Here is a 17594-nt window from a genome sequence, read left to right as displayed (position 1 = left end):
AGGATCCGGCGGTGGAACCCGGTACGCCGGGCGGGGGCAAGCGAACGGGGCCCCACCGAGCGGCCCTCGATGCGTGTCCGGCCCGGCCCATCGGGAGTGGAAGTGGCCTGCTCGCGCGGGATGTCGAGGACCAGACCGACGTCTCCGGCGGACAAGGCGGCCCCGCCCGGCTGGTCTACCTCGGCCTGGTGGCCGCGGCTGCGCTTCCCATGGTGTTCGCCCCGGCGACCGCGGACAGCGGCTTCGCAGCCGCCCGGATCCTCTTCACCACCGCGCCCACCAGCATGATCCCGCTCCTTCCCGACTTCGCGAACGGCGACTCCGGGGAAACCCGGCGCAGCAGGCCCGCACCACCATGTGAAAACCCTCCCCCGGCTTCGTGAAGCGCCGTGCTGTTCAATCCACGGGGAGCAGAGGCCGTGTCCTCCACGCGGACAACAGCTTCCGCGCCACGTGCGGGACCGGATGACGGCGCGGTCGCGGCGGTGACGGTGAATGCGCGGGCCGGTCACCCGGCTGCCGGTCTTCCCGCACGGCCGCCCCTGGCCGGGTCCGGGCACCTCGGTCGTGCTCGACCGGGGGGCCACCGTGCAGGTCTTCCGTCGACGGCATCATGGTCCGGTGGCCGGCGGTGAGGACCATCGTCTCGTGGGCCGTCACCGAGGGGGAACAACGGCCCGCCCCGACCTGGCCGTCACCCGGTCCGGCATGACGCGTCCATTGGATCAGCGCCGCTCGTACAGCGCCAGTTCGGGCAGGAGGCGGAACGCCTCACGGACCGCGGCAAGCGCCTCGTCCCACCGGTGCAGCCCTTCCAGCCTGCGGGAGAGGGCGTACAGGGCCCTGGCGAGGTCGGGGACGTGGGCAGGACGGGTCGCGGCCAGGGTGCGGTAGACGGCGACGGCTTCCTCGACGGCGGCGAGGGCCTCCCCCGGCCGGGCGGACTGTTCCCGCCGTACCGTTACGGCGATCAGGCTGCTCGCCAGGCCGGGCAGATGGGCGTCCGGATCGCGGGAGGCGAGGGTACGACGGATGCTCAGAGCCTCCTCGACGGCCGCCAGGGCTTGCTCCGTACGGCCCACTGCCGCCAGCCGAGTGCCCAGGGTGTGCAGTTGTACCGGCAGGTGGGGCGTGTGGGCGTCAGGGTAAGCGCGCGTCAGGCCACGGAGGATCCGTACGCATTCCTCGGTGGCGGCGAGAGCCCGGTCGGGCCGGCCCATGGTCGCGTGGAGCGCCGCGACCGTGCTCAGGCTCGCGTTGAGCGCCATGAGGTGGGCGTCGGGATGGACGGCGACCAGGTCACGGTGAATGGCCAGCGCCTCTTCGGCGGCGGCCAGGGCCTCTTCCTGTCGGCCCGAGTCCTCCAGGGCCCAGGCCAGTCGGCCCAGGCCCTGGGCCAGCTGGGGCAGGTAGGCGTCGGGACGGGTTCTGGCCATGACGCGACTGAGTTGCACCACATGCTCGGCCACCGAGAGGGCGCCTTTCAGCCAGCCCATCTCCGCGCCTTTGACCGCCATCTCGCTCAGCGTCGCGACGTGGGCGGAGGAGTACGCGGAGCCCGCACCGGCCATGTGGTCGTGCAGGCGGGCGGCTTCGATGAGCACTTCCATGGCCTCCTCCTTCCGGCCCAGGTCCCACAGGCGTCCGGAGTGGGTGTTCAGGCTCCGGGCGAGCTGACGGACGTCGGCGTTCGAACCGGTCGCGGCATCACGGCGCAGGCGCACCGCTTCTCCGGACGCGGCCAGCGCCGCTTCCCGCCGTCCGAGATCCCCCAGCAGGGCGGCGAGCCCGTTCAGACTCTCGACGAGATCGGGGATGTGGCCGTCGCCCAGGCCGCGGGAGAGGGCCACGGCCTCCGTGATCATGGTCATGGCCTCCTCACGGCGTCCCAGGTCACGCAGCCGGTCGGCATACGTGTTCAGGCTCGCGACCAGGGGGATGGCGTCAGCCAGGGAGCGGGCGACCGCGACCGCTTCCCCGGCGGGGACCAGGGCCTCCTCACGACGGTCCAGGGCCGCCAGGCGCGACGAGAGGGAGTGCAGGCTCCACACCAGGTCGGGGGTGCGGGAGAGGTCCCGGTGGCGGGAGACCAGGCACCGGGCCAGGTCACAGGCCCAGACGGCCAGACGCTGGCTGCGCGGGAGCCGGTCGTCGAGCTGTCCGAGGGTCTCCAGCGGGGTCCGGGGGTCCGCGACGATCTGCTGCAGTGCGACCACGAGCGGGCCGGGGCGCTCCACTTGGGTGGCGGCGGCCATCGCCGCGGGCGCCAGGACGGTGCGGTGCCGGACGCACAGTGCGGTCAGCCGGTCGTCTAGCCGTCCCGCGAAGACGGCGTGTGCGGCCGCGCGGCTGTAGAGGGTCAGCAGTCGGCCCGCCTGCTCCTCGGTGATGCCCGGTACGAGGTCGTGGGCGAGCCCGGGGTGCGCTTCCAGACGACGGCCGATCAGTCGCTCCGTCAGCCGGTCGGGCTGCAGGCTCCCCCACGGACCCTCATCGGACGGTGGGTAGAGAGCGGCGATCCAGGCCAGGACGGCATCGCGGCGGTCGCGCGGCTGGTCGGTCAGCCCACCCACCCTGCGCAGGACCCCTGCGGCCTGATCGCGATCGGCCGCCCCCACCAGCAGGGCGGCGGCAAGCGCGGCGTCGAGGGTGGCCGTGCTCAGCGCCGGACCGAGACCCGAGGCGGTCGCGCTCTGCTCCCAGTAACGGCGCTCGTGCAGGAGGAGGCGGTCCTCGACGCCGGCGGCGGGTCGCGCCGCGTCCTCGGCCGAACCGGGGTCGGCGGCATCCAACAGGTCGGCCAGGGCCGTCATGTGCAGGGTCAGCGCGTTGTCCATGCCCGCCCGGTCCACGTCCGGAAGGGGAAGAGCGGCGGCCAGCGCCGGCCAGTCGGGACCCTGCCGGCCGCGAACGCCGGGCAACGCGGCCGCGAAGGCCTCCGCCGCCCGCCGGTACGCCTTCGGACGTACGGCCGTATCGCTCTCCAGCACCGGCAGCGCGACCACCGGGGTGCCGTCGAGCAGTTCTTCGGCATGACGACTCACCGCCTGCGCGCTGGTCCACCAGTCTCCGGCCGTCCGGGCCAGCAGGAGGACCTTGAACGGCGTGGCGCCCCCGTGCTCGGCGGCGGCCTCCAGGAGCGCGGCGAGCTGTGCCGCGCGGGTCTCCGCGTAGTCCAGCACCACCAGCAGCGGCTTGGCGGCCCGGCCCACCGCCCGCAGCTCTGCCGGAGTGGCGGTGGCGCGCGGCCGGAGCACCGCCCAGCCGTCCGGAGCCATGGTGTTGGCGAGCTGGTGAGCCAGCCTGGTCTTCCCCTGTCCGGCCGGACCGTGCAGCAGCCAGCTGCCGAACCCCTCCTGTCGGCACCAGCGAGCCAGCCGGTCCAGCAGTTCCTCCCGGCCGTGGAACGCCACGACCTGCCGACCCGCCTGCAGCAGCGCCGCCGCCGAACCCAGACCGCCGGCCGACGCCACCGGGTCGGCCTCGGCGACGTCCTGGAACTCGACCGCTTCGAGCATCGTCGCACCGGCGCAGTGCTCGGCCAGCACGGCCCGGAAGTCCGCGTCGTGGTGCAGTACGTACGCCGGCACCACCGAGAGCGCGGCGTGTCCGGAGCGGCCCGCGTCGGCCGCGACCACCCCGGCCAGCAGGCGGCCGCAGAACACGGCGGCCCCCGACAGGCCGCCCCAGGGCGACGACCCGTCGGCCGGCCAGACCGGCGGAAACGAACCGAGGTCCATCAGGTGCCGGTTGGCCACGAAGCCGCTGCCCGGATTCACCGTCCCCGCCAACTGTGCGGCCTCCACCGCCGCTCCCGGCCGCTGCACCACGTCCGGTACGCCCCAGGTCGTACAGGGCTGCCCGGGCTGCTCGGTCACCAGGCGGCCCCAGTGCACCCCCGCGCCCGCCGGTGGTCGCCACCCGGCGTCGTCCACTTCCACCAGGGCGGCATCGTCGCGCCCACCGGGCGTGCCGCACCACACCACGGTGCCGCCGGACACCGCGTCGCCGCCCGGCCGGAACACCTGCACCGGCGTGCCGCGCCGACCGGTCACGTGTGCCGAGGTGAGCACCAGCCGGGGGCCGATCACGTACCCCGATCCCGGCCCGCCCGGTCCTCCGACCGCGACCAGACGATCCCGCCTCACCGCATCCTCCGTTTCCCGCGCCGACGCCCGGTCAGTCCTGGATCCGCCCGCTCACGTCACCGGGGCCGGCCTGCCGGTCCGCACTCCCGCCGACCAGCAGATCGCCGCCGGTGGAATTCCTCGGGGTGAGGGTGAACGACACCCGGTGCGTGCGGCCGCGGGCCACTCCGGCCTCCGCGTCCGCCGTCACGGCCCACACCCGGAAGCCCGCCCTGGCCCGCGCATCGGCGCGCAGCTCGACTTCGAACTCCATCTCCACCGGCCCGACCACGAACGAGACCTCGTGCCCCGCACCGCGCGCCGCGGCATCCAACAGCTCGTCCCGTACCGCCGCCACCGCGTCCGCCAAGCCGATCTCCACGCATCCCACCCCGTTCCCGTCGACCGCACGCCTTCCCCGGGCCGAGCGTAGAGGCACGGCATCGCTCGGCGCAGGCGGTCATGAACAGTCGTCCGATTCCGGGTGGGGGCAGAGCGGCTGCCCGCTGCGCCGGCGGGACGGACGGCGCGAGGGACATGCGGACGCCGTGGACGGCGGCGAAGCCGTGGCCGGACCCGTTCCCGTGCGGGTGGAGCGGGAGGAGTTCTCGGCCGCAGGCGTCTTCTCCGCGCTTCGGGGGGTGACCGCCGTCTTGCCGTCGGGCTTCGGCGTGCCGGTCAGGTGGTGCTTGCGCGTGGGCAGGCCGAAGGTGGGACGGGAGGTGATCCACAGGGACATGCGAAGAACGGCGGCCTTGATCCGTGCGGCTTTCCGGCCGCCCAGGTATTTCGGCTTCGCCCGCGCTTCGTGGTCGACTATCTGCAGGATGCCGTCACGCCGCCCGAGGCTGATGTGGTTGCCGATGTACTCCAGCCCGGTGTGCTCGACCTCGCGGCCGGTCAGGCACGCCACGATCGAGGCCGCGGCCTGCCGGCCGGTGCAGCCGGCCGAAGCACAGGACATCGGCAGAGGCAAACAGTTGTCGCCCATGGCGCGGGCGCTGTCACCCACGGCGTAGACATTCGGGTGCGAGACGGAGCGCATGGTGCGGTCGACGAGGATTCGGCCGTCGTCGGCGACCTCGAGGCCCGCGGCGGCGGCAATCGGGGCGACTGCGAACCCGGCCGCCCACACGGTCGCGTCGGACGCCAGAACGGTGCCGCCCGCACACAGGACCCGCCCGGCCTCGACGGCTTCCACACCGGCCTGTTCCAGGACCGTGACGCCGAGCCGGTCGCAGGCCCGGCGCAGGTGGTCGCGCGCTCCGGCGGAGAGCGAGGCGCCCAGCTCGCCACGAGCGATCAGCGTCACCGCCGACCCCGGACGGGATTCGGCGATCTCGGTGGCGGTCTCGATCCCGGTCGGCCCGTCGCCGACGATCACCACCTTCCCTCCCCCGCTCCGCAGGTCCAGACCGTCCAGGTGTTCACGCAGCCGTAGCGCGGAGGGCCGGCCGGCGACGTCGAAGGCGTGCTCGGCGACACCGGGGACGCCGCGGTCGTCGCTGCGGCTGCCGAGTGCGTAGACGAGCGTGTCGTAGCCGATCTCGTCGGCGCCGCCGTCGGTGTCCGCCACGGCAACGATCCGGCGCTCGGGGTCCAGGGCGGTGACACGGGCCAACCGGAGCCGGATCCCCGTTCCGGCAAAGACATCGGCGAGCCGTGGGGCCTCGATCTCCTGGCCGGCTGCGAGTTGGTGCAACCGCAGCCGCTGGACGAAGTCCGGCTCTGCGTTCACCACGACGACCTCGGCGCCCTCCGGCGTCAACCGTCGCGCCAGGGTCCCGGCCACGTAGGCGCCGGCGTAACCGGCACCGAGGACGACGATGCGGTGTTTCACGCCACTCCTGCTGGACATGGTCTCCTCCTCTGCTCCGAACCGCTCGAGCACAGGACACCGCGTCACCAGGCAACGTGACACGAAGCGACCCGAAGTGACCCGGATCACATCCTTGTCGAACACGTAGTCCTTTCACCGAAGCCCGGGGGTCCACCGCCGGTTTCTGCCGATGCCCCATACCGCCGCGTCGGCGCACCGACTGTCATCGGGCCGCGCCGGGGCCACCGTCGACCGGGCCGAAGCCCGTACGGCTGCGCACAGGCGGGCTCGGCGTGGTCCGGCGGTCCCGTCACCACTTCCGGTGCACGGTCGCCTTGCTCCCGGTCACCAGGCTCGCCGGCGGAACGTCGTCGGCCACGACCGCGCCCGCCGCGATCACGGCGTCGCGACCGATGCTGACGCCGGGCAGGATCGTCGCACCCGCCCCGATCCATACGTTCTCCGCGATGTCGATGGGTGCGCCGGTGAGGTACAGCCGCCGTTCCCCGGGATCGACCGGGTGGCCGCTGGTGATGAAGGTGACCTTCGGGCCGATCATCACGCGTTCGCCGACACGGATGCCGGCGTAGTCCAGGAACGTGCAGTTCTGGTTGATGAAGACGCGTTCGGCGAGGTCGAGGTTCAGGCCGTGGTCCGTGTAGAAGGGCGGGTAGATCGTGACCCTGTGCGGCAGCGGCTTGCCGAGGATCCGCTCGAACAGTTCCGCCTTTCCCGCTTCGTCCGCGAAGGGCAGAACGTTCAGGCGGGAGGTGAGCTCGGTGACCTCCAGGACCCTCTCGGCCATGGCCCGGAACTCGGCACTGTGGATGCGCATGAGACGTTCGCCGGTCATGCCGTGATTCTTTCCGCGTACCGGCGGCCGGGCAAGACGGGCCGGACGGCCGGGCCCGGGAGGTGCCGGTGACGGTGTTCCGGTGGGCGCGGCTTCGGCCGACGGGGGCGCGGCGCAGGATGATGGAGGTATGCGTTCTCGACCTGTGCTCGTCTATGACGGAGACTGCGGATTCTGCACGACGGCGGCGCGTTTCACCGAACGGCGTGTGCGGCCCCGCTGCGATGTCGTCCCGTGGCAGTTCGCAGACCTCGGCGCCCTCGGCGTCACCCGGGAGCGTGCCGCGTACGAGGTGTTGTGGGTGACGCCGGGCGGAGGGGTCGACGGAGGCGCGCGGGCCGTCGCGAAGGCGCTTGTGAGCGCGGGGGGAACCTGGGCGCTGCTGGGCCGGACGCTCTTGTTGCCCGGCGCGCGGTGGATCGCTCGGCGGGTCTACCGGGTCGTGGCGGCCCATCGCCACCGACTGCCGGGTGGGACGCCGGCTTGTGCGGTGCCTCGTCGGGACCGGTGATCCGGGCCGGGAGTCCGGTAGGCGGGGTTCGAGCGGGGCGGTTTTCCCCCGGGGGACAGTTGCCGGGCGGCGGGCGGGTGTGCGTGCGGTCGCCGCCCGGGGCTGTCGGGGCGTTTCCGTGCGCTGTGCCGGGGTCCGCGGCGACGGAGGCCGGCGATCTGCCGGAGTCGGATGCCGGAGGACGGACGGTTCTCCTCGATGGCCGGTCCGGCGGTGCGGGTGTTCAGGCCGGTGGCCTCGTGCGTGTACAGGCCCGCCACCGCGCGTGCGCGGCGGCGCCGCCGACCGGGCGCTCGGGCAGCGTCGCGCGGACCGCCGGAAGGACAGCCCGGTCAGGTCGTGGTCGGCGCCTTCATGTGGGCTCGTGGAGGCCGTCGGAGGCGAGCAGTAGCCCGGGACGCACCGGTCGCGCAGGTACTCGATCACCGGACGGACCCGGTGACGTCCGGTCTCCGCATCGTCGCGGGTTCCGCCTGGGTGCGGCGGGCGGGGCCGGCGGCGTGACGGCCGCACGCGGCCCGTGGGCAGGCCTCCACATCGCCCTCTCCGGCGGCCGTGCGGGGCGGTTCGGACCGGTTCGCGCCTCCGGTGCGGCCGGGACCGTCCCGTACCGCACCGGAGGGCCCGTCAGCCGGGGAAGGAGAAGTAGAGCGCGTCGCCGTAGAAGGAAGCGAAGTGACTCGCCCAGTCGGACCGGACCGAGGCGAGCCAGTCGTCGTTCCGGCCGGCGATCGCCGCCTCGGCGTTCGCGACGGCGTCGGGGATGCCCCCGGACACGAGGTTCCGCACGCTCGCCGCCGGATCGTCGTCGGTCATCGAGACGATCTCCCCGGTCTCGAGGACGAAGTACTTCGCCTGCTGCTTCTCCAGGTGGGCCGTGGTCCTGACGACGCATTCGGCGAACTCGGCGTCGTCCTCCAGACCCTCGCCGACCACGCTCAGGAGGCCCAGGACCAGGGCCGCCCCGTCGGCATAATCCGCGGCGATGCCGATCGGGGGATTCCAGATCATGGACGGGACGATCGTCGTTCCGCTGCCCGCCATGAGCTTGTGCGCGAGCGGGACGTCCCAGTTGTGCTCGGATACGCATCGGATCCGTTGAGGTATCTCCGCCTCGCTCGGCATCGAGTCCGCGGAGTAGAGGTACGAACGGTTGGCCATGGTGGCGAAGTTAGCACCGGGGACCGACAACGCCGGTGCCGTCGGGCCCCTCTCGTACGGGCGGACCCCGCGGGAGGGCCGTGCGTGGCCCGGCGGGCCGTACCCGTTCGAAGGGCGATCGGCCCGCCTGCTCGATCTCGCCCGGCGTCCATGGAACACGGCGGAGAGGACGGCTCACGCGTGGTCAGGTCGCTCCGGCCCAGGTCGCGTCGTGTCGATCCGTACGGGAGGCATCACCGCTCGGGGCGGTGAGATGATCCATCACATTGGTGAGACGGAGCAGGCGGTCGAGGAAGTCGGGCCTGTGGTCCAGGCGCAGGGTGAGACCGGCAGCGCTGGTGCGGCGGTGGATCATCAGCAGAGCGGAAAGGCCTGAGGAGTCGATCCAGCTCAGATCCCGGAAGTCCATGCGCATGCCGCGCAGTGCCGTGGCGCGCGGCAGGTGCTCGGTGACGGCGGCGAGGAGTTCGTCACCGGTGTCGTAGTCGAGTTCGCCGGTGACCCGCACGGTCAGTGCGGGGGGTTCGTGGTGAAAGGTGACGGTGAACCGCGTGGGTGGCAATGTCGTCATGCGTGGCTGTCGGGGTCGAGGGCGGGGACGGGGAACGCCGGTGGAGGACTTGGGCCCTGCCGGGCACGGGTGAGGGCGTGGAACCGAACGGCCGGGGCATCCGGGCCGGCGGCCCGGAAGAGGACGGGGACGTCGCGGACCCGGAGGACGTCGTCGGCCTTCACCCGTACTCCTCCTGATCGCTGTCCGCGGCGTGGCCGGTGACCACGGACAGGACGCCCGCCCTGGGCGCGCTGATGGCGACGACGGCCATGTCGTCGTGTCGACCTGTACCCAGCCACTGGGCCGCTAACATCTGTACCCGCTCCACGACGGCTTGCGCGAGCATGCCCGCGCATTCCGACAACGCCCGCTTCAGACGTTCCTCACCGAACAGTTCGTCGCCCGAAGGTCCGCCGCGGGCCTCGGTGATGCCGTCGGTGTAGAGCAGGCACGTCTCTCCCGGTTTCAGCACCGTCCTCGTCGTGTGCGTGGTCACACTCGGCAGAGCGCCGACCAATGTGCCGCGGGTGGCCGCCTCCTCCACGTCGCCGTTGGCGCGGATGAGGAGCGGCGCCATGTGTCCGGCGCTGGTCAGACGCAGCCGTGCCGTGCCGGCGCAGCGGCGTACCGAGGCCAGGACGAGGGTGGCGAAGCGGGTGTGGTGGGAGGAGAGCAGGGCGCCGTTGAGCAGTTCCAGGACGCGCTGGTGATCACCGGTCAGGGGCAGCAGGGCGTGCAGGGTGTTGCGGATCTTCCCGGTGAGCACGGCGGCCTCCAGCCCCTTACCGGCCACGTCCCCGAGAACGACGAGGGTCTCCTGGGAGGGGTCGGATCCGGGGTGGACGTCGTAGAAGTCCCCACCGACGCGCTCGTGGTCCTCGGCCGCCCGGTAACTGCCGGCGTAGTCCACCCCGTGCACGCGGTGCAGAGCCGGAGGCAACAGTTCCCTCATCAGGACGGCGGTGACGGCGGCCTGCTCGGTGTGCAGGTGGGCCGCCGACAGAGCGGCGCCCGCGCGGGCGGCGAAGAGACGGGCGAAGACCTCCTCGCCCTCGGTGAACCTCTGCTCGGTACTGGAACGCAGCAGGATCAGGGCGCCCGCGGGTACTCCGTGGCCGGGCAGCGGGCTGACGATCACCGATCCCAGGGGTTTGGTGAAGCCGGCCGGGACGATCCAGTCGGGGATCCGTGCGGGGTCGATCCACCGTGCGGGCACCGGGGGGAAACCCTGAAGCGCTTCGGCCAGGCCGGGCAGGGAGTACGGATCGATCTGCTGGATGCCCTGCGTGACAGGGCCGCCCCGCAGTGCGTGGGTCAAAGGGTGGTGTCGGCCCTGTGCGGGGGCGACGAGGACGGCGGCCTCCGCGAGGTGTTGCGCGGCCATGGACGTGGTGACCTCCATGCAGCGCGGCACGTTCAGCGTCGACAGCAGGACGGACGACACCTCGGACAGGACCTCGGAGCGGGCCCGCAACGCGTGCAGGGCTTTCTCGACCAACCGGTGGTCGGTGTCGTCGATCAGCCACCACACCACGTCACCGTCGGCGACCGCCGTGGCGTGTGCCTCGAAGAACCGGTCGTCGATGCATCCCCTCGACGGTGCGGAATCCGCGCGGTGGAGACCGTCGCCGATGCGGGTGTGGGCGTTCGACAGCCATGACGGCACCGTCTCGTGCAGCCGGTCGCCGCTCGACGCGTCCGGCCACAGCAGCCGTGCGGCCTCGTTGAACTGGACCAGACCGCCGTACCGATCGACCACCAGAACGGGATAGGGGGCATTGCCCCACGACGCACCGACCAGGGTGTCAGCGCCGCGGGAGCGGGAGGAAGAACCACGGGAAGCGGTCACAAGCGGGGGTACGCATCGCGCACCCCACCACCTTCCTGCTCTGGAAAACAAGTTGTCGTCCAGCAACCGTCCCGCATCCACCTATCCGATGCAAGCCATCCCCTGAACTCACGCCCGAGCGTCACAAACTGCGCACGGACCGGGCCGACGGCACTAGAGTGGGAATCGCAGCACCGGGAATACCTGACCGCAGGTTCACCGGCCCCCAAGGCAGAGGATCCCGCTGTGCTCCATGTCACGGCGCGTGCCGGCAACCGAGTCACCGCCCGTTTGCCCGAAGACGTCGACCTCCACACCGCTCCCCTGCTGCGTGCCGTCGGTGACCGGGTGATCGACGAAGGCTGCCGTCACCTCACACTGGACGCTTCCCGCACATCCTGCATGGACTCCAGCGGCGTCACGCTCCTCATCACCTGGTACCAGCGCCTGGACCGGCTCGAAGGCACCGTGGAACTGATCCAGGTCAGCACCAACATGTACGAGCTGCTCCACCGCCTCGGCCTGCACACCGCCATGACCATCACCCCTCGCACGCCCGCCCCCGGCACCCCGGGTCCGTAGAACACCGCTTCGGCCCGCAAACGGCTGGACCGAGCCGGCGGGACCGCCGGTTCGTGCGAGCCCTCGGAGCGCAGACGCCGAGGTCGTTCGGATGCTTCTCCGAACCGGGTCCTGCGCGGGGGCGCACCGGGCCCACCACAGGCGCATGAACGTCGGCACCGCGGTCGCGGACGTGATCAAGGAATTCGAGCAATCCGCCGGAGCGAGACGGCAGAACGTCTCCTCCGCGCGACCAGCCGTCCGAGCCCCTCCGGAAGACTCCGGCCACAAGATGCTTACGGTCGGCCCGTTGCCTTCGGACGCCGAATGCTTGAGCTTTGACGTGATTTTCCGTCCCTTTCCTCCGGTCCGGAGCCGAGCCATCGGAATCGGACAACCGAGCGCTCGAACAAACGACTTGCCCGCACCACCTTCGTGAGGGAATTCCGATCTCCTGCGCATACACGCTTAAGATAACGGCGTGATTACAGCCCAGCCGCACTCGCGTGCCGCCCGTTCCCGCCTCGTGGCGGATCTGTGGCGACTGCTCGGCACGGCTGCGCTGTTCTTCGGTCTGCTCGTCGCCCACGGAGCCGGCGCGGAAGCGCACGCCGGGTGCACCGTCCCGGCTCGGGTCACCGCCTCCCAGACCGGTGGGACGTCCGACGAGCACGCGCCGGTCCGTCCGGGCCACGACTGTTCGCCGATGCCGGCGCAGGCGAGCGCGGCTCCTCCGGCATCCGTCACCAGATCCACGCCGGTCCTCCGGGCGTAGTCCCTCCCGCGCCGGGCCGGAACCGGCCGACGCGTTCCGCTCACCCCCCTGATCTCTCGCGGACAACGCTCTCTCCTGCCCTCGGCGGATCGAGGCGGTACGTGCCGCCCGGAGGAACCGTGCGACGTCATCCCCACCGTTCCGTACTCGCCGCTGTCGTCGGCGCGCTGCTGATGTCGGTGGCCCTCTGCTTTCCACCGCTCGACGGGGCCGCCCACACACGCGCCGTCGGTCACGTCGCCACGGCCGCGACGGTCGCCCCGCACTCCGGCCATACCGGGGAACCGGCCCCCCGTCACCACCATCACCACCACGGAGCGGACTGCGCGGCGCCCGGCCTCGCACCCCAGACCGCCGCCGCGCAGTACGAGGCGGAAGCCGCCGCCACGGAGCCGGCCTTCGACGACAGCCCCACCCCGCTCCGTCTGCGCGTCCCGACGTTCGCCGGGTCCCGAAAGGCCGTGGCCGACACGGGTCGCTCGACGCTGATCAGAGTCCGCAGGTGGCGCGTCTAGGCCGTTTCGCACGCGAGCCGCGGACCCCGCGGCCGCTCCCGGACGGCATCTTGACGTGCACCACCGAAACGAGAAGCGGAACATGTCCCTTCCCCTCACCGACGTCACACCCCCCACCCGCTCAGCCCTGTCCGGGCTGGTGGGCGACACCCCTCTGCTCCACGTCTCCGAGCCGCTCGCTTCCGCGGGCCGCGGGTTCTGGGCCAAGCTGGAGGGCTTCAACCCCGGCGGCATCAAGGACCGCCCCGGGCTGCACATGGTCGAACGGGCCCGTGCTCGCGGCGACCTGCTCCCCGGCACCCGCATCATCGAGTCCACCAGCGGCACGCTCGGTCTCGGGCTCGCCCTCGCCGGCATGGTCCACGGCCACCCGGTCACCCTGGTCACCGATCCGGGCCTGGAGGTGCCCATGACGCGGCTTCTCACCGCGTACGGCGCCCGGGTCGACGTGGTCGCCGAACCCCACCCCACCGGCGGCTGGCAGCAGGCCCGCCGCGACCGCGTCGCCCAGCTCCTCGCGCAGCACCCCGGCTCCTGGTGCCCGGACCAGTACAACAACCCGGACAACGCCACCGCCTACACACCGCTCGCCCTCGAACTCGCCGGCCGGCTCGGCCACATCGACGTCCTGGTGTGCAGCGTCGGCACCGGCGGGCACTCGGCGGGGGTCTCGCGCGTCCTGCGCCATCTGTATCCCGACCTGACCGTGGTGGGCGTCGACACCATCGGCTCGACCATCTTCGGCCAGCCCGCCCGACCCCGGCTCATGCGCGGTCTCGGGTCCAGCATCCACCCCCGCAACGTCGCCTACGACCAGTTCGACGAGGTGCACTGGGTGGCCCCGCGCGAGGCGGTGTGGACCTGCCGCCGGCTCGCCGCCTCCCACTACGCCACCGGCGGCTGGAGCGTCGGCGCCGTCGCCCTGGTGGCCGGCTGGCTGGCCCGCACCATGCCGGAGCGGGCCCGGATCGTCGCCGTCTTTCCCGACGGCCCCCAGCGGTACCTCGGCACCGTGTACGACGACGACTACTGCGCCGCCCACGGCCTGCTCGACGGGGCGCCCGCCCCCGAACCGGACGTGATCGGCCGCCTCGACGAGAAGGAGGTCACCCGCTGGACCCGGTGCGCCGCCGTGGTCGACCCGCTCACCCTCGGCGGCGAAGGCACTCCGGCCACCGGGACCGGGACCGTGGACTCCACCGAGGGGCGGGTCCGGTGACGAACGGCTTCTCCCAGTTCCGTTCGTACGAACGGAGCGTGCGGTTGCTGATGGTGAACCAGTTCGCCATCAACCTCGGCTTCTACATGCTGATGCCGTACCTCGCGACGCACCTCGCCGGACCGCTCGGGCTCGCGGGCTGGCTGGTCGGGCTGATCCTCGGCGTCCGCAACTTCAGCCAGCAGGGCATGTTCCTCGTCGGCGGCACGCTCGCGGACCGGCTCGGCTACAAGCCGATGATCATCGCCGGCCTCGTCCTGCGCACCGTCGGCTTCACGACCCTGGGCCTGGTGGACTCCGTACCCGCGCTGATCGCCGCCTCCGCCGCCACCGGCCTGGCCGGCGCCCTGTTCAACCCCGCCACCCGCGCCTACCTCGCCCTCGACGCGGGCGGGCGCCGGGTCGAGGCGTTCGCGCTGTTCAACGTCTTCTACCAGGCCGGCATCCTGCTCGGCCCCCTCGTCGGCATGGTGCTGACCGGCGCCGGCTTCCGCGTCACGTGCCTCGTCGCGGCCGGCACCTTCGCCGTGCTCGGCGTGGTGCAGATCCGCGCCCTGCCCGCCCGCCGTGCCGAGGAGACGAAGGCGGAAGGGGGACGGGGCGTCCTCGCGGAGTGGCGCGGCATCCTGGCCAACCGTCCCTTCCTGCTCTTCTCCACGGCCATGATCGGCTCGTACGTCATGTCCTTCCAGGTGTACCTGGCGCTCCCCCTGGAAGTACGGCGGCTCGGCGGCGGGGGCGCCTTCGGCGTGGCGGCCGTGGCCGTCATGTTCGTCGTGTCGGGTCTCAGTACGATCCTGTTCCAGACCGGGGTGACCACGTGGTGCAGGGCCCGGATGGAACCGGGGCGCGCCCTCGCCCTGGGCGTGCTCGTGATGGGCACGGCGTTCCTGCCGCTCCTCGTCGCCACGGCCGTGCCCGTGCCGGACCACGGCATCGGCCTCCGGCTCCTGGCCTCCGTACCCCCGACGCTGTCGGCACTCCTCCTGTCGGTCGGGACGATGATCGCGTACCCCTTCGAGATGGACACCGTCATCCGGCTCTCGGGTGATCGTCTCGTCGCCACGCACTACGGCCTCCACAACACCGTCTGCGGGGTGGGCATCACGCTCGGCAACCTGTTGACCGGCGCGGCGCTCGACGCGGCACGGCGGGCCGGGATGTCGGCCCTGCCCTGGCTGGCGCTCGTCGCGCTCGGTCTGGTGTGCACGGTGGCGCTCCATCGGCTGCACAGGACCGGCCGGCTCTCCGCGCCTCCGGCGAAGACCGGTACGCGGCCGCTGACCGTCTGACCCGACACCCGGTACGAGGGGGGAGCGCCCGCCCGGCGCCCGCCCCTCGTACCGGGGAGCGTCGACGGTCCGGCGGGGCCCGCGTCGACGTCATACGGGGTCGTGGGCGGCGCCCTCCACCGCGGGAGGCGGCGCCGCGTCCGTCAGGGCGCGGGCCGCGGCCAGTTCGTCGCGGGCCGCCTGTTCCACGGCTTCGAGGTAGGAGAAGGCGTCCTGGCCGATCGGGACCCGCAGCGGTGTGGCGCTCCCCGCGGCGACGAGGGCGAGTACCCGGGCCGCGAAGTCCTCGGGCCGGCCCAGCGCCGTGTCGTCGGCCATGCCGCGCAGTCCGTCCAGCATCCCCGCGGTCGCGGGGGCGTACTCGGGCAGCTGTCGCGCGGACCGGACGAGCGAGGTGCCGTAGCGCGTGGCGAAGCCGCCCGGTTCGACCACGGTGACCCGGACGCCGAGGGCGGCGACCTCGGCGGCGAGTGCCTGGCTCATGCCCTCCAGGGCGAACTTCCCCGCGACGTAGGCGCCGAGGCCGGGGAACGCCATCCGGCCGGCGAGCGAGGAGACGTTGACGATGTGGCCGTGGCCCTGGGCGCGCATCGCCGGCAGGACGAGGCGGATCAGCCGCCACGGGCCGATCAGCAGGGTCTCCGTCTGGTCGCGGATCTCGGCGTCGGAGATCTCCTCGACGGCGCCGAAAAGCCCGGCCCCGGCGTTGTTGACCAGGACGTCGATGCCGCCGAGCCGTGCGGTGGCGTGACGGACGGCCTCCTCGCACTGGGCAGCGTCACGCAGTTCCAGTGGGATCGGCACGATCCGCCCCGGATGGCGGGCGGCCGTCTCCTCCAGCGCCGCGGTGTTCCGGGCGGTGACCGCGACCTCGTGCCCGGCGGCGGCGGCCGCCTCCGCCAGTGCCCGTCCCAGACCCGACGAGCCTCCGGTCACCAGCCAGCGTCGTCCCATACGTCCCCCCGGGGTGTGCGGCACCGCCGCCGGTCCTCGTCCGGTGCGCGGTGTGGTCCGCGCCCCGGTGCCGGTGCTCATGGTGGAGCCGTACGGAGCCGCGGACCATGCCCCTGCGGGGGGCGCGCGGACGCACGGAAGGAGCGCGCCCGGCGCGTCCGGGCACGGCGGATGCCTCCCGTGTCACCCGCGTCCCCTGTGCCCCGTGCCCCTACGGCCCTCGGTCCCGGTGCCACCTGTGTGCGCGGCGGCCGTTCTCCGCCGTTCACGCCGCCCGTTCCCCACGGTCGCGTCCGACCGGGGCATCCCACCAGGATCGGGCCAAGATCCCGTGGGAGCCGTCGAGCGATCGGAGATTGGACAGCACGCCATCTTTCGTTCGGATTTCAACCGGGAATTTCAACCGGAAATTCCAATCGATTCCCTCCGCTTCCGGTACCCCCTGGGGCTCACCCCGTACCGGTCCCGGAAAAGACGACTGAAATGGGATGCCTCATGGAACCCCGATCTCTCTCCGATCAGCGCGATGGAGAGATGATCGAGTCCCGGATCGTTCAATTCGGAACGACAACGGGCCAGCCTTTCGTCCCTGATCCATCGCGCCGGGCTGGTGCCGCGCTCGTGGAACATCTTCTGGAGATAGCGGAGCGACACCTTGTGGAACCTGGCCACCGACATCGGGCTGAGGTCGGGGTCGGCCAGCCGGGCGCGGATGTGGGCCTGGATCGTGATCATCAGGGCGTTCCTGCCGACGTCCGGGTCGGAGGCGACCGAGCGGATGCGCTCCGCGAACAGGGCCGCGGCCAGGCCCGCCATGCCACCGCCCAGAAAGTCGATCGAGGCCTCGATCTCCTCGCCGTACCCCTCCAGGCCCACGAGCAGGTCCGACATCAGCGCGCCCAGCCCCTGGGACCCGTACCACGCCCTGGCGGTGATCAGCTCGGCCTCCTCGACGTCGAGGCCGATCAGCCGGTGCGGCAGCAGGAGCGTCACCATGCGGAAGGGTCCCGGCATGACGATCCGGTAGGGGCGGGAGCTGTCGTAACAGACGATCCGGGTGCCGGAGGCCACCGACTCCCGGCCGTCCTGGAAGACCCGCACCTCGCCGGAGAGCGGCCGGCACACCCTCACGTACGGTTCGGCCGGGGGCCCGGTTCCGATCCACTCGCACGGGCCCCCCTCGACCACGGAGACCTGGACCTGCCCGAACCGTCTGCACAGCGTGGTCCCTTCGAACTCCTCACCACGGCTCCGGATGACCCGCGCACGTCCCCGTACCGTGCCCACCGTCCCGGGACGGGCGGTGTCCCGGCGGACACGCGGCATGTCAAGACGCTGCATCGGCCCCCCTCGAAGGCTGAGGACTCCGGGGATGCCTGCCATCCGCCGGACCGTCGAGATGGGAACACATCGACGGGTCGACATT

At 72.2% G+C, this 17594-nt stretch carries 15 protein-coding genes; 6 read left to right on the top strand and 9 right to left on the bottom strand.

Annotated elements, in window-relative coordinates; genetic code table 11:
• Positions 1-725: 725 nt before the first annotated feature.
• The 4 genes from ACFY7E_RS18515 to ACFY7E_RS18500 all read right to left on the bottom strand — a co-directional run bounded on the left by ACFY7E_RS18515 (position 726) and on the right by ACFY7E_RS18500 (position 6799).
• Positions 726-4148 carry a tetratricopeptide repeat protein gene (locus ACFY7E_RS18515; RefSeq protein ID WP_389486076.1) on the bottom strand — a complete coding sequence of 1141 codons (3423 nt, stop codon included), beginning with the start codon at positions 4146-4148 and terminating at the stop codon, positions 726-728.
• A 31-nt stretch (positions 4149-4179) separates the two neighbouring features.
• Complete coding sequence (locus ACFY7E_RS18510) at positions 4180-4509, bottom strand: trypco2 family protein (protein WP_389486074.1); 330 nt, start codon at positions 4507-4509, stop codon at positions 4180-4182.
• Positions 4510-4587: 78 nt separating this feature from the next.
• The gene (locus ACFY7E_RS18505; RefSeq protein WP_389486141.1) at positions 4588-5967 is read right to left on the bottom strand and encodes an NAD(P)/FAD-dependent oxidoreductase; all 1380 of its coding nucleotides are present in this window, start codon (positions 5965-5967) and stop codon (positions 4588-4590) included.
• A gap of 289 nt (positions 5968-6256) precedes the next feature.
• Positions 6257-6799, bottom strand: coding sequence for a DapH/DapD/GlmU-related protein (locus ACFY7E_RS18500; protein ID WP_389486072.1), 543 nt, complete (start codon positions 6797-6799; stop codon positions 6257-6259).
• Between the two features lie 130 nt (positions 6800-6929).
• Between ACFY7E_RS18500 and ACFY7E_RS18495 the strand changes: the two genes are divergently transcribed.
• Positions 6930-7310 (top strand): thiol-disulfide oxidoreductase DCC family protein, encoded by a 381-nt coding sequence (locus ACFY7E_RS18495; protein WP_389486070.1) that lies wholly within the window; start codon positions 6930-6932, stop codon positions 7308-7310.
• Positions 7311-7937: 627 nt separating this feature from the next.
• Here ACFY7E_RS18495 and ACFY7E_RS18490 read toward each other — a convergent pair.
• The 3 genes from ACFY7E_RS18490 to ACFY7E_RS18480 all read right to left on the bottom strand — a co-directional run bounded on the left by ACFY7E_RS18490 (position 7938) and on the right by ACFY7E_RS18480 (position 10873).
• The gene (locus tag ACFY7E_RS18490; protein ID WP_389486068.1) at positions 7938-8471 is read right to left on the bottom strand and encodes a hypothetical protein; all 534 of its coding nucleotides are present in this window, start codon (positions 8469-8471) and stop codon (positions 7938-7940) included.
• A 184-nt stretch (positions 8472-8655) separates the two neighbouring features.
• Positions 8656-9042: an STAS domain-containing protein gene (locus tag ACFY7E_RS18485; protein WP_389486066.1), complete on the bottom strand. Its 387-nt coding sequence runs from the start codon at positions 9040-9042 to the stop codon at positions 8656-8658.
• Between the two features lie 160 nt (positions 9043-9202).
• Positions 9203-10873, bottom strand: a complete 1671-nt coding sequence (locus ACFY7E_RS18480) for a PP2C family protein-serine/threonine phosphatase (protein ID WP_389486064.1) — start codon at positions 10871-10873, stop codon at positions 9203-9205.
• Between the two features lie 225 nt (positions 10874-11098).
• On the opposite strand from ACFY7E_RS18480, the gene ACFY7E_RS18475 reads away from it, so the two are divergent.
• The 5 genes from ACFY7E_RS18475 to ACFY7E_RS18455 all read left to right on the top strand — a co-directional run bounded on the left by ACFY7E_RS18475 (position 11099) and on the right by ACFY7E_RS18455 (position 15214).
• Positions 11099-11434 (top strand): STAS domain-containing protein, encoded by a 336-nt coding sequence (locus ACFY7E_RS18475; RefSeq protein WP_389486062.1) that lies wholly within the window; start codon positions 11099-11101, stop codon positions 11432-11434.
• Positions 11435-11894: 460 nt separating this feature from the next.
• Positions 11895-12188, top strand: a complete 294-nt coding sequence (locus ACFY7E_RS18470) for a hypothetical protein (RefSeq protein WP_389486060.1) — start codon at positions 11895-11897, stop codon at positions 12186-12188.
• Positions 12189-12307: 119 nt separating this feature from the next.
• Positions 12308-12703 carry a hypothetical protein gene (locus ACFY7E_RS18465; RefSeq protein WP_389486058.1) on the top strand — a complete coding sequence of 132 codons (396 nt, stop codon included), beginning with the start codon at positions 12308-12310 and terminating at the stop codon, positions 12701-12703.
• A gap of 82 nt (positions 12704-12785) precedes the next feature.
• A complete protein-coding gene (locus ACFY7E_RS18460; RefSeq protein WP_389486056.1) occupies positions 12786-13922 on the top strand; it encodes a PLP-dependent cysteine synthase family protein in 1137 nt (378 codons plus the stop codon).
• Positions 13923-13972: 50 nt separating this feature from the next.
• The gene (locus ACFY7E_RS18455) at positions 13973-15214 is read left to right on the top strand and encodes an MFS transporter (protein WP_389486139.1); all 1242 of its coding nucleotides are present in this window, start codon (positions 13973-13975) and stop codon (positions 15212-15214) included.
• A 90-nt stretch (positions 15215-15304) separates the two neighbouring features.
• On the opposite strand, the gene ACFY7E_RS18450 is transcribed toward ACFY7E_RS18455, so the two are convergent.
• Positions 15305-16249 (bottom strand): SDR family NAD(P)-dependent oxidoreductase, encoded by a 945-nt coding sequence (locus ACFY7E_RS18450; protein WP_389486054.1) that lies wholly within the window; start codon positions 16247-16249, stop codon positions 15305-15307.
• A gap of 318 nt (positions 16250-16567) precedes the next feature.
• Entirely contained in the window at positions 16568-17494 is a 927-nt protein-coding gene (locus ACFY7E_RS18445; protein ID WP_389486052.1) for a helix-turn-helix domain-containing protein, read from the bottom strand.
• Positions 17495-17594 lie beyond the last annotated feature (100 nt).

The organism is Streptomyces sp. NPDC012825, from assembly GCF_042900925.1.
Classification (GTDB): Bacteria; Actinomycetota; Actinomycetes; order Streptomycetales; family Streptomycetaceae; genus Streptomyces.
This window is presented reverse-complemented; position numbering and strand designations above follow the sequence as displayed.

Excerpts from the sequence above, each read along its gene's own strand:
- ACFY7E_RS18490 (WP_389486068.1), bottom strand. The coding sequence starts at position 8,471 with ATGGCCAACCGTTCGTACCTCTACTCCGCGGACTCGATGCCGAGCGAG.
- ACFY7E_RS18445 (WP_389486052.1), bottom strand. The coding sequence starts at position 17,494 with ATGCCGCGTGTCCGCCGGGACACCGCCCGTCCCGGGACGGTGGGCACG.
- ACFY7E_RS18455 (WP_389486139.1), top strand. The coding sequence starts at position 13,973 with ATGGTGAACCAGTTCGCCATCAACCTCGGCTTCTACATGCTGATGCCG.
- ACFY7E_RS18460 (WP_389486056.1), top strand. The coding sequence starts at position 12,786 with ATGTCCCTTCCCCTCACCGACGTCACACCCCCCACCCGCTCAGCCCTG.
- ACFY7E_RS18500 (WP_389486072.1), bottom strand. The coding sequence starts at position 6,799 with ATGACCGGCGAACGTCTCATGCGCATCCACAGTGCCGAGTTCCGGGCC.
- ACFY7E_RS18485 (WP_389486066.1), bottom strand. The coding sequence starts at position 9,042 with ATGACGACATTGCCACCCACGCGGTTCACCGTCACCTTTCACCACGAA.
- ACFY7E_RS18495 (WP_389486070.1), top strand. The coding sequence starts at position 6,930 with ATGCGTTCTCGACCTGTGCTCGTCTATGACGGAGACTGCGGATTCTGC.
- ACFY7E_RS18450 (WP_389486054.1), bottom strand. The coding sequence starts at position 16,249 with ATGAGCACCGGCACCGGGGCGCGGACCACACCGCGCACCGGACGAGGA.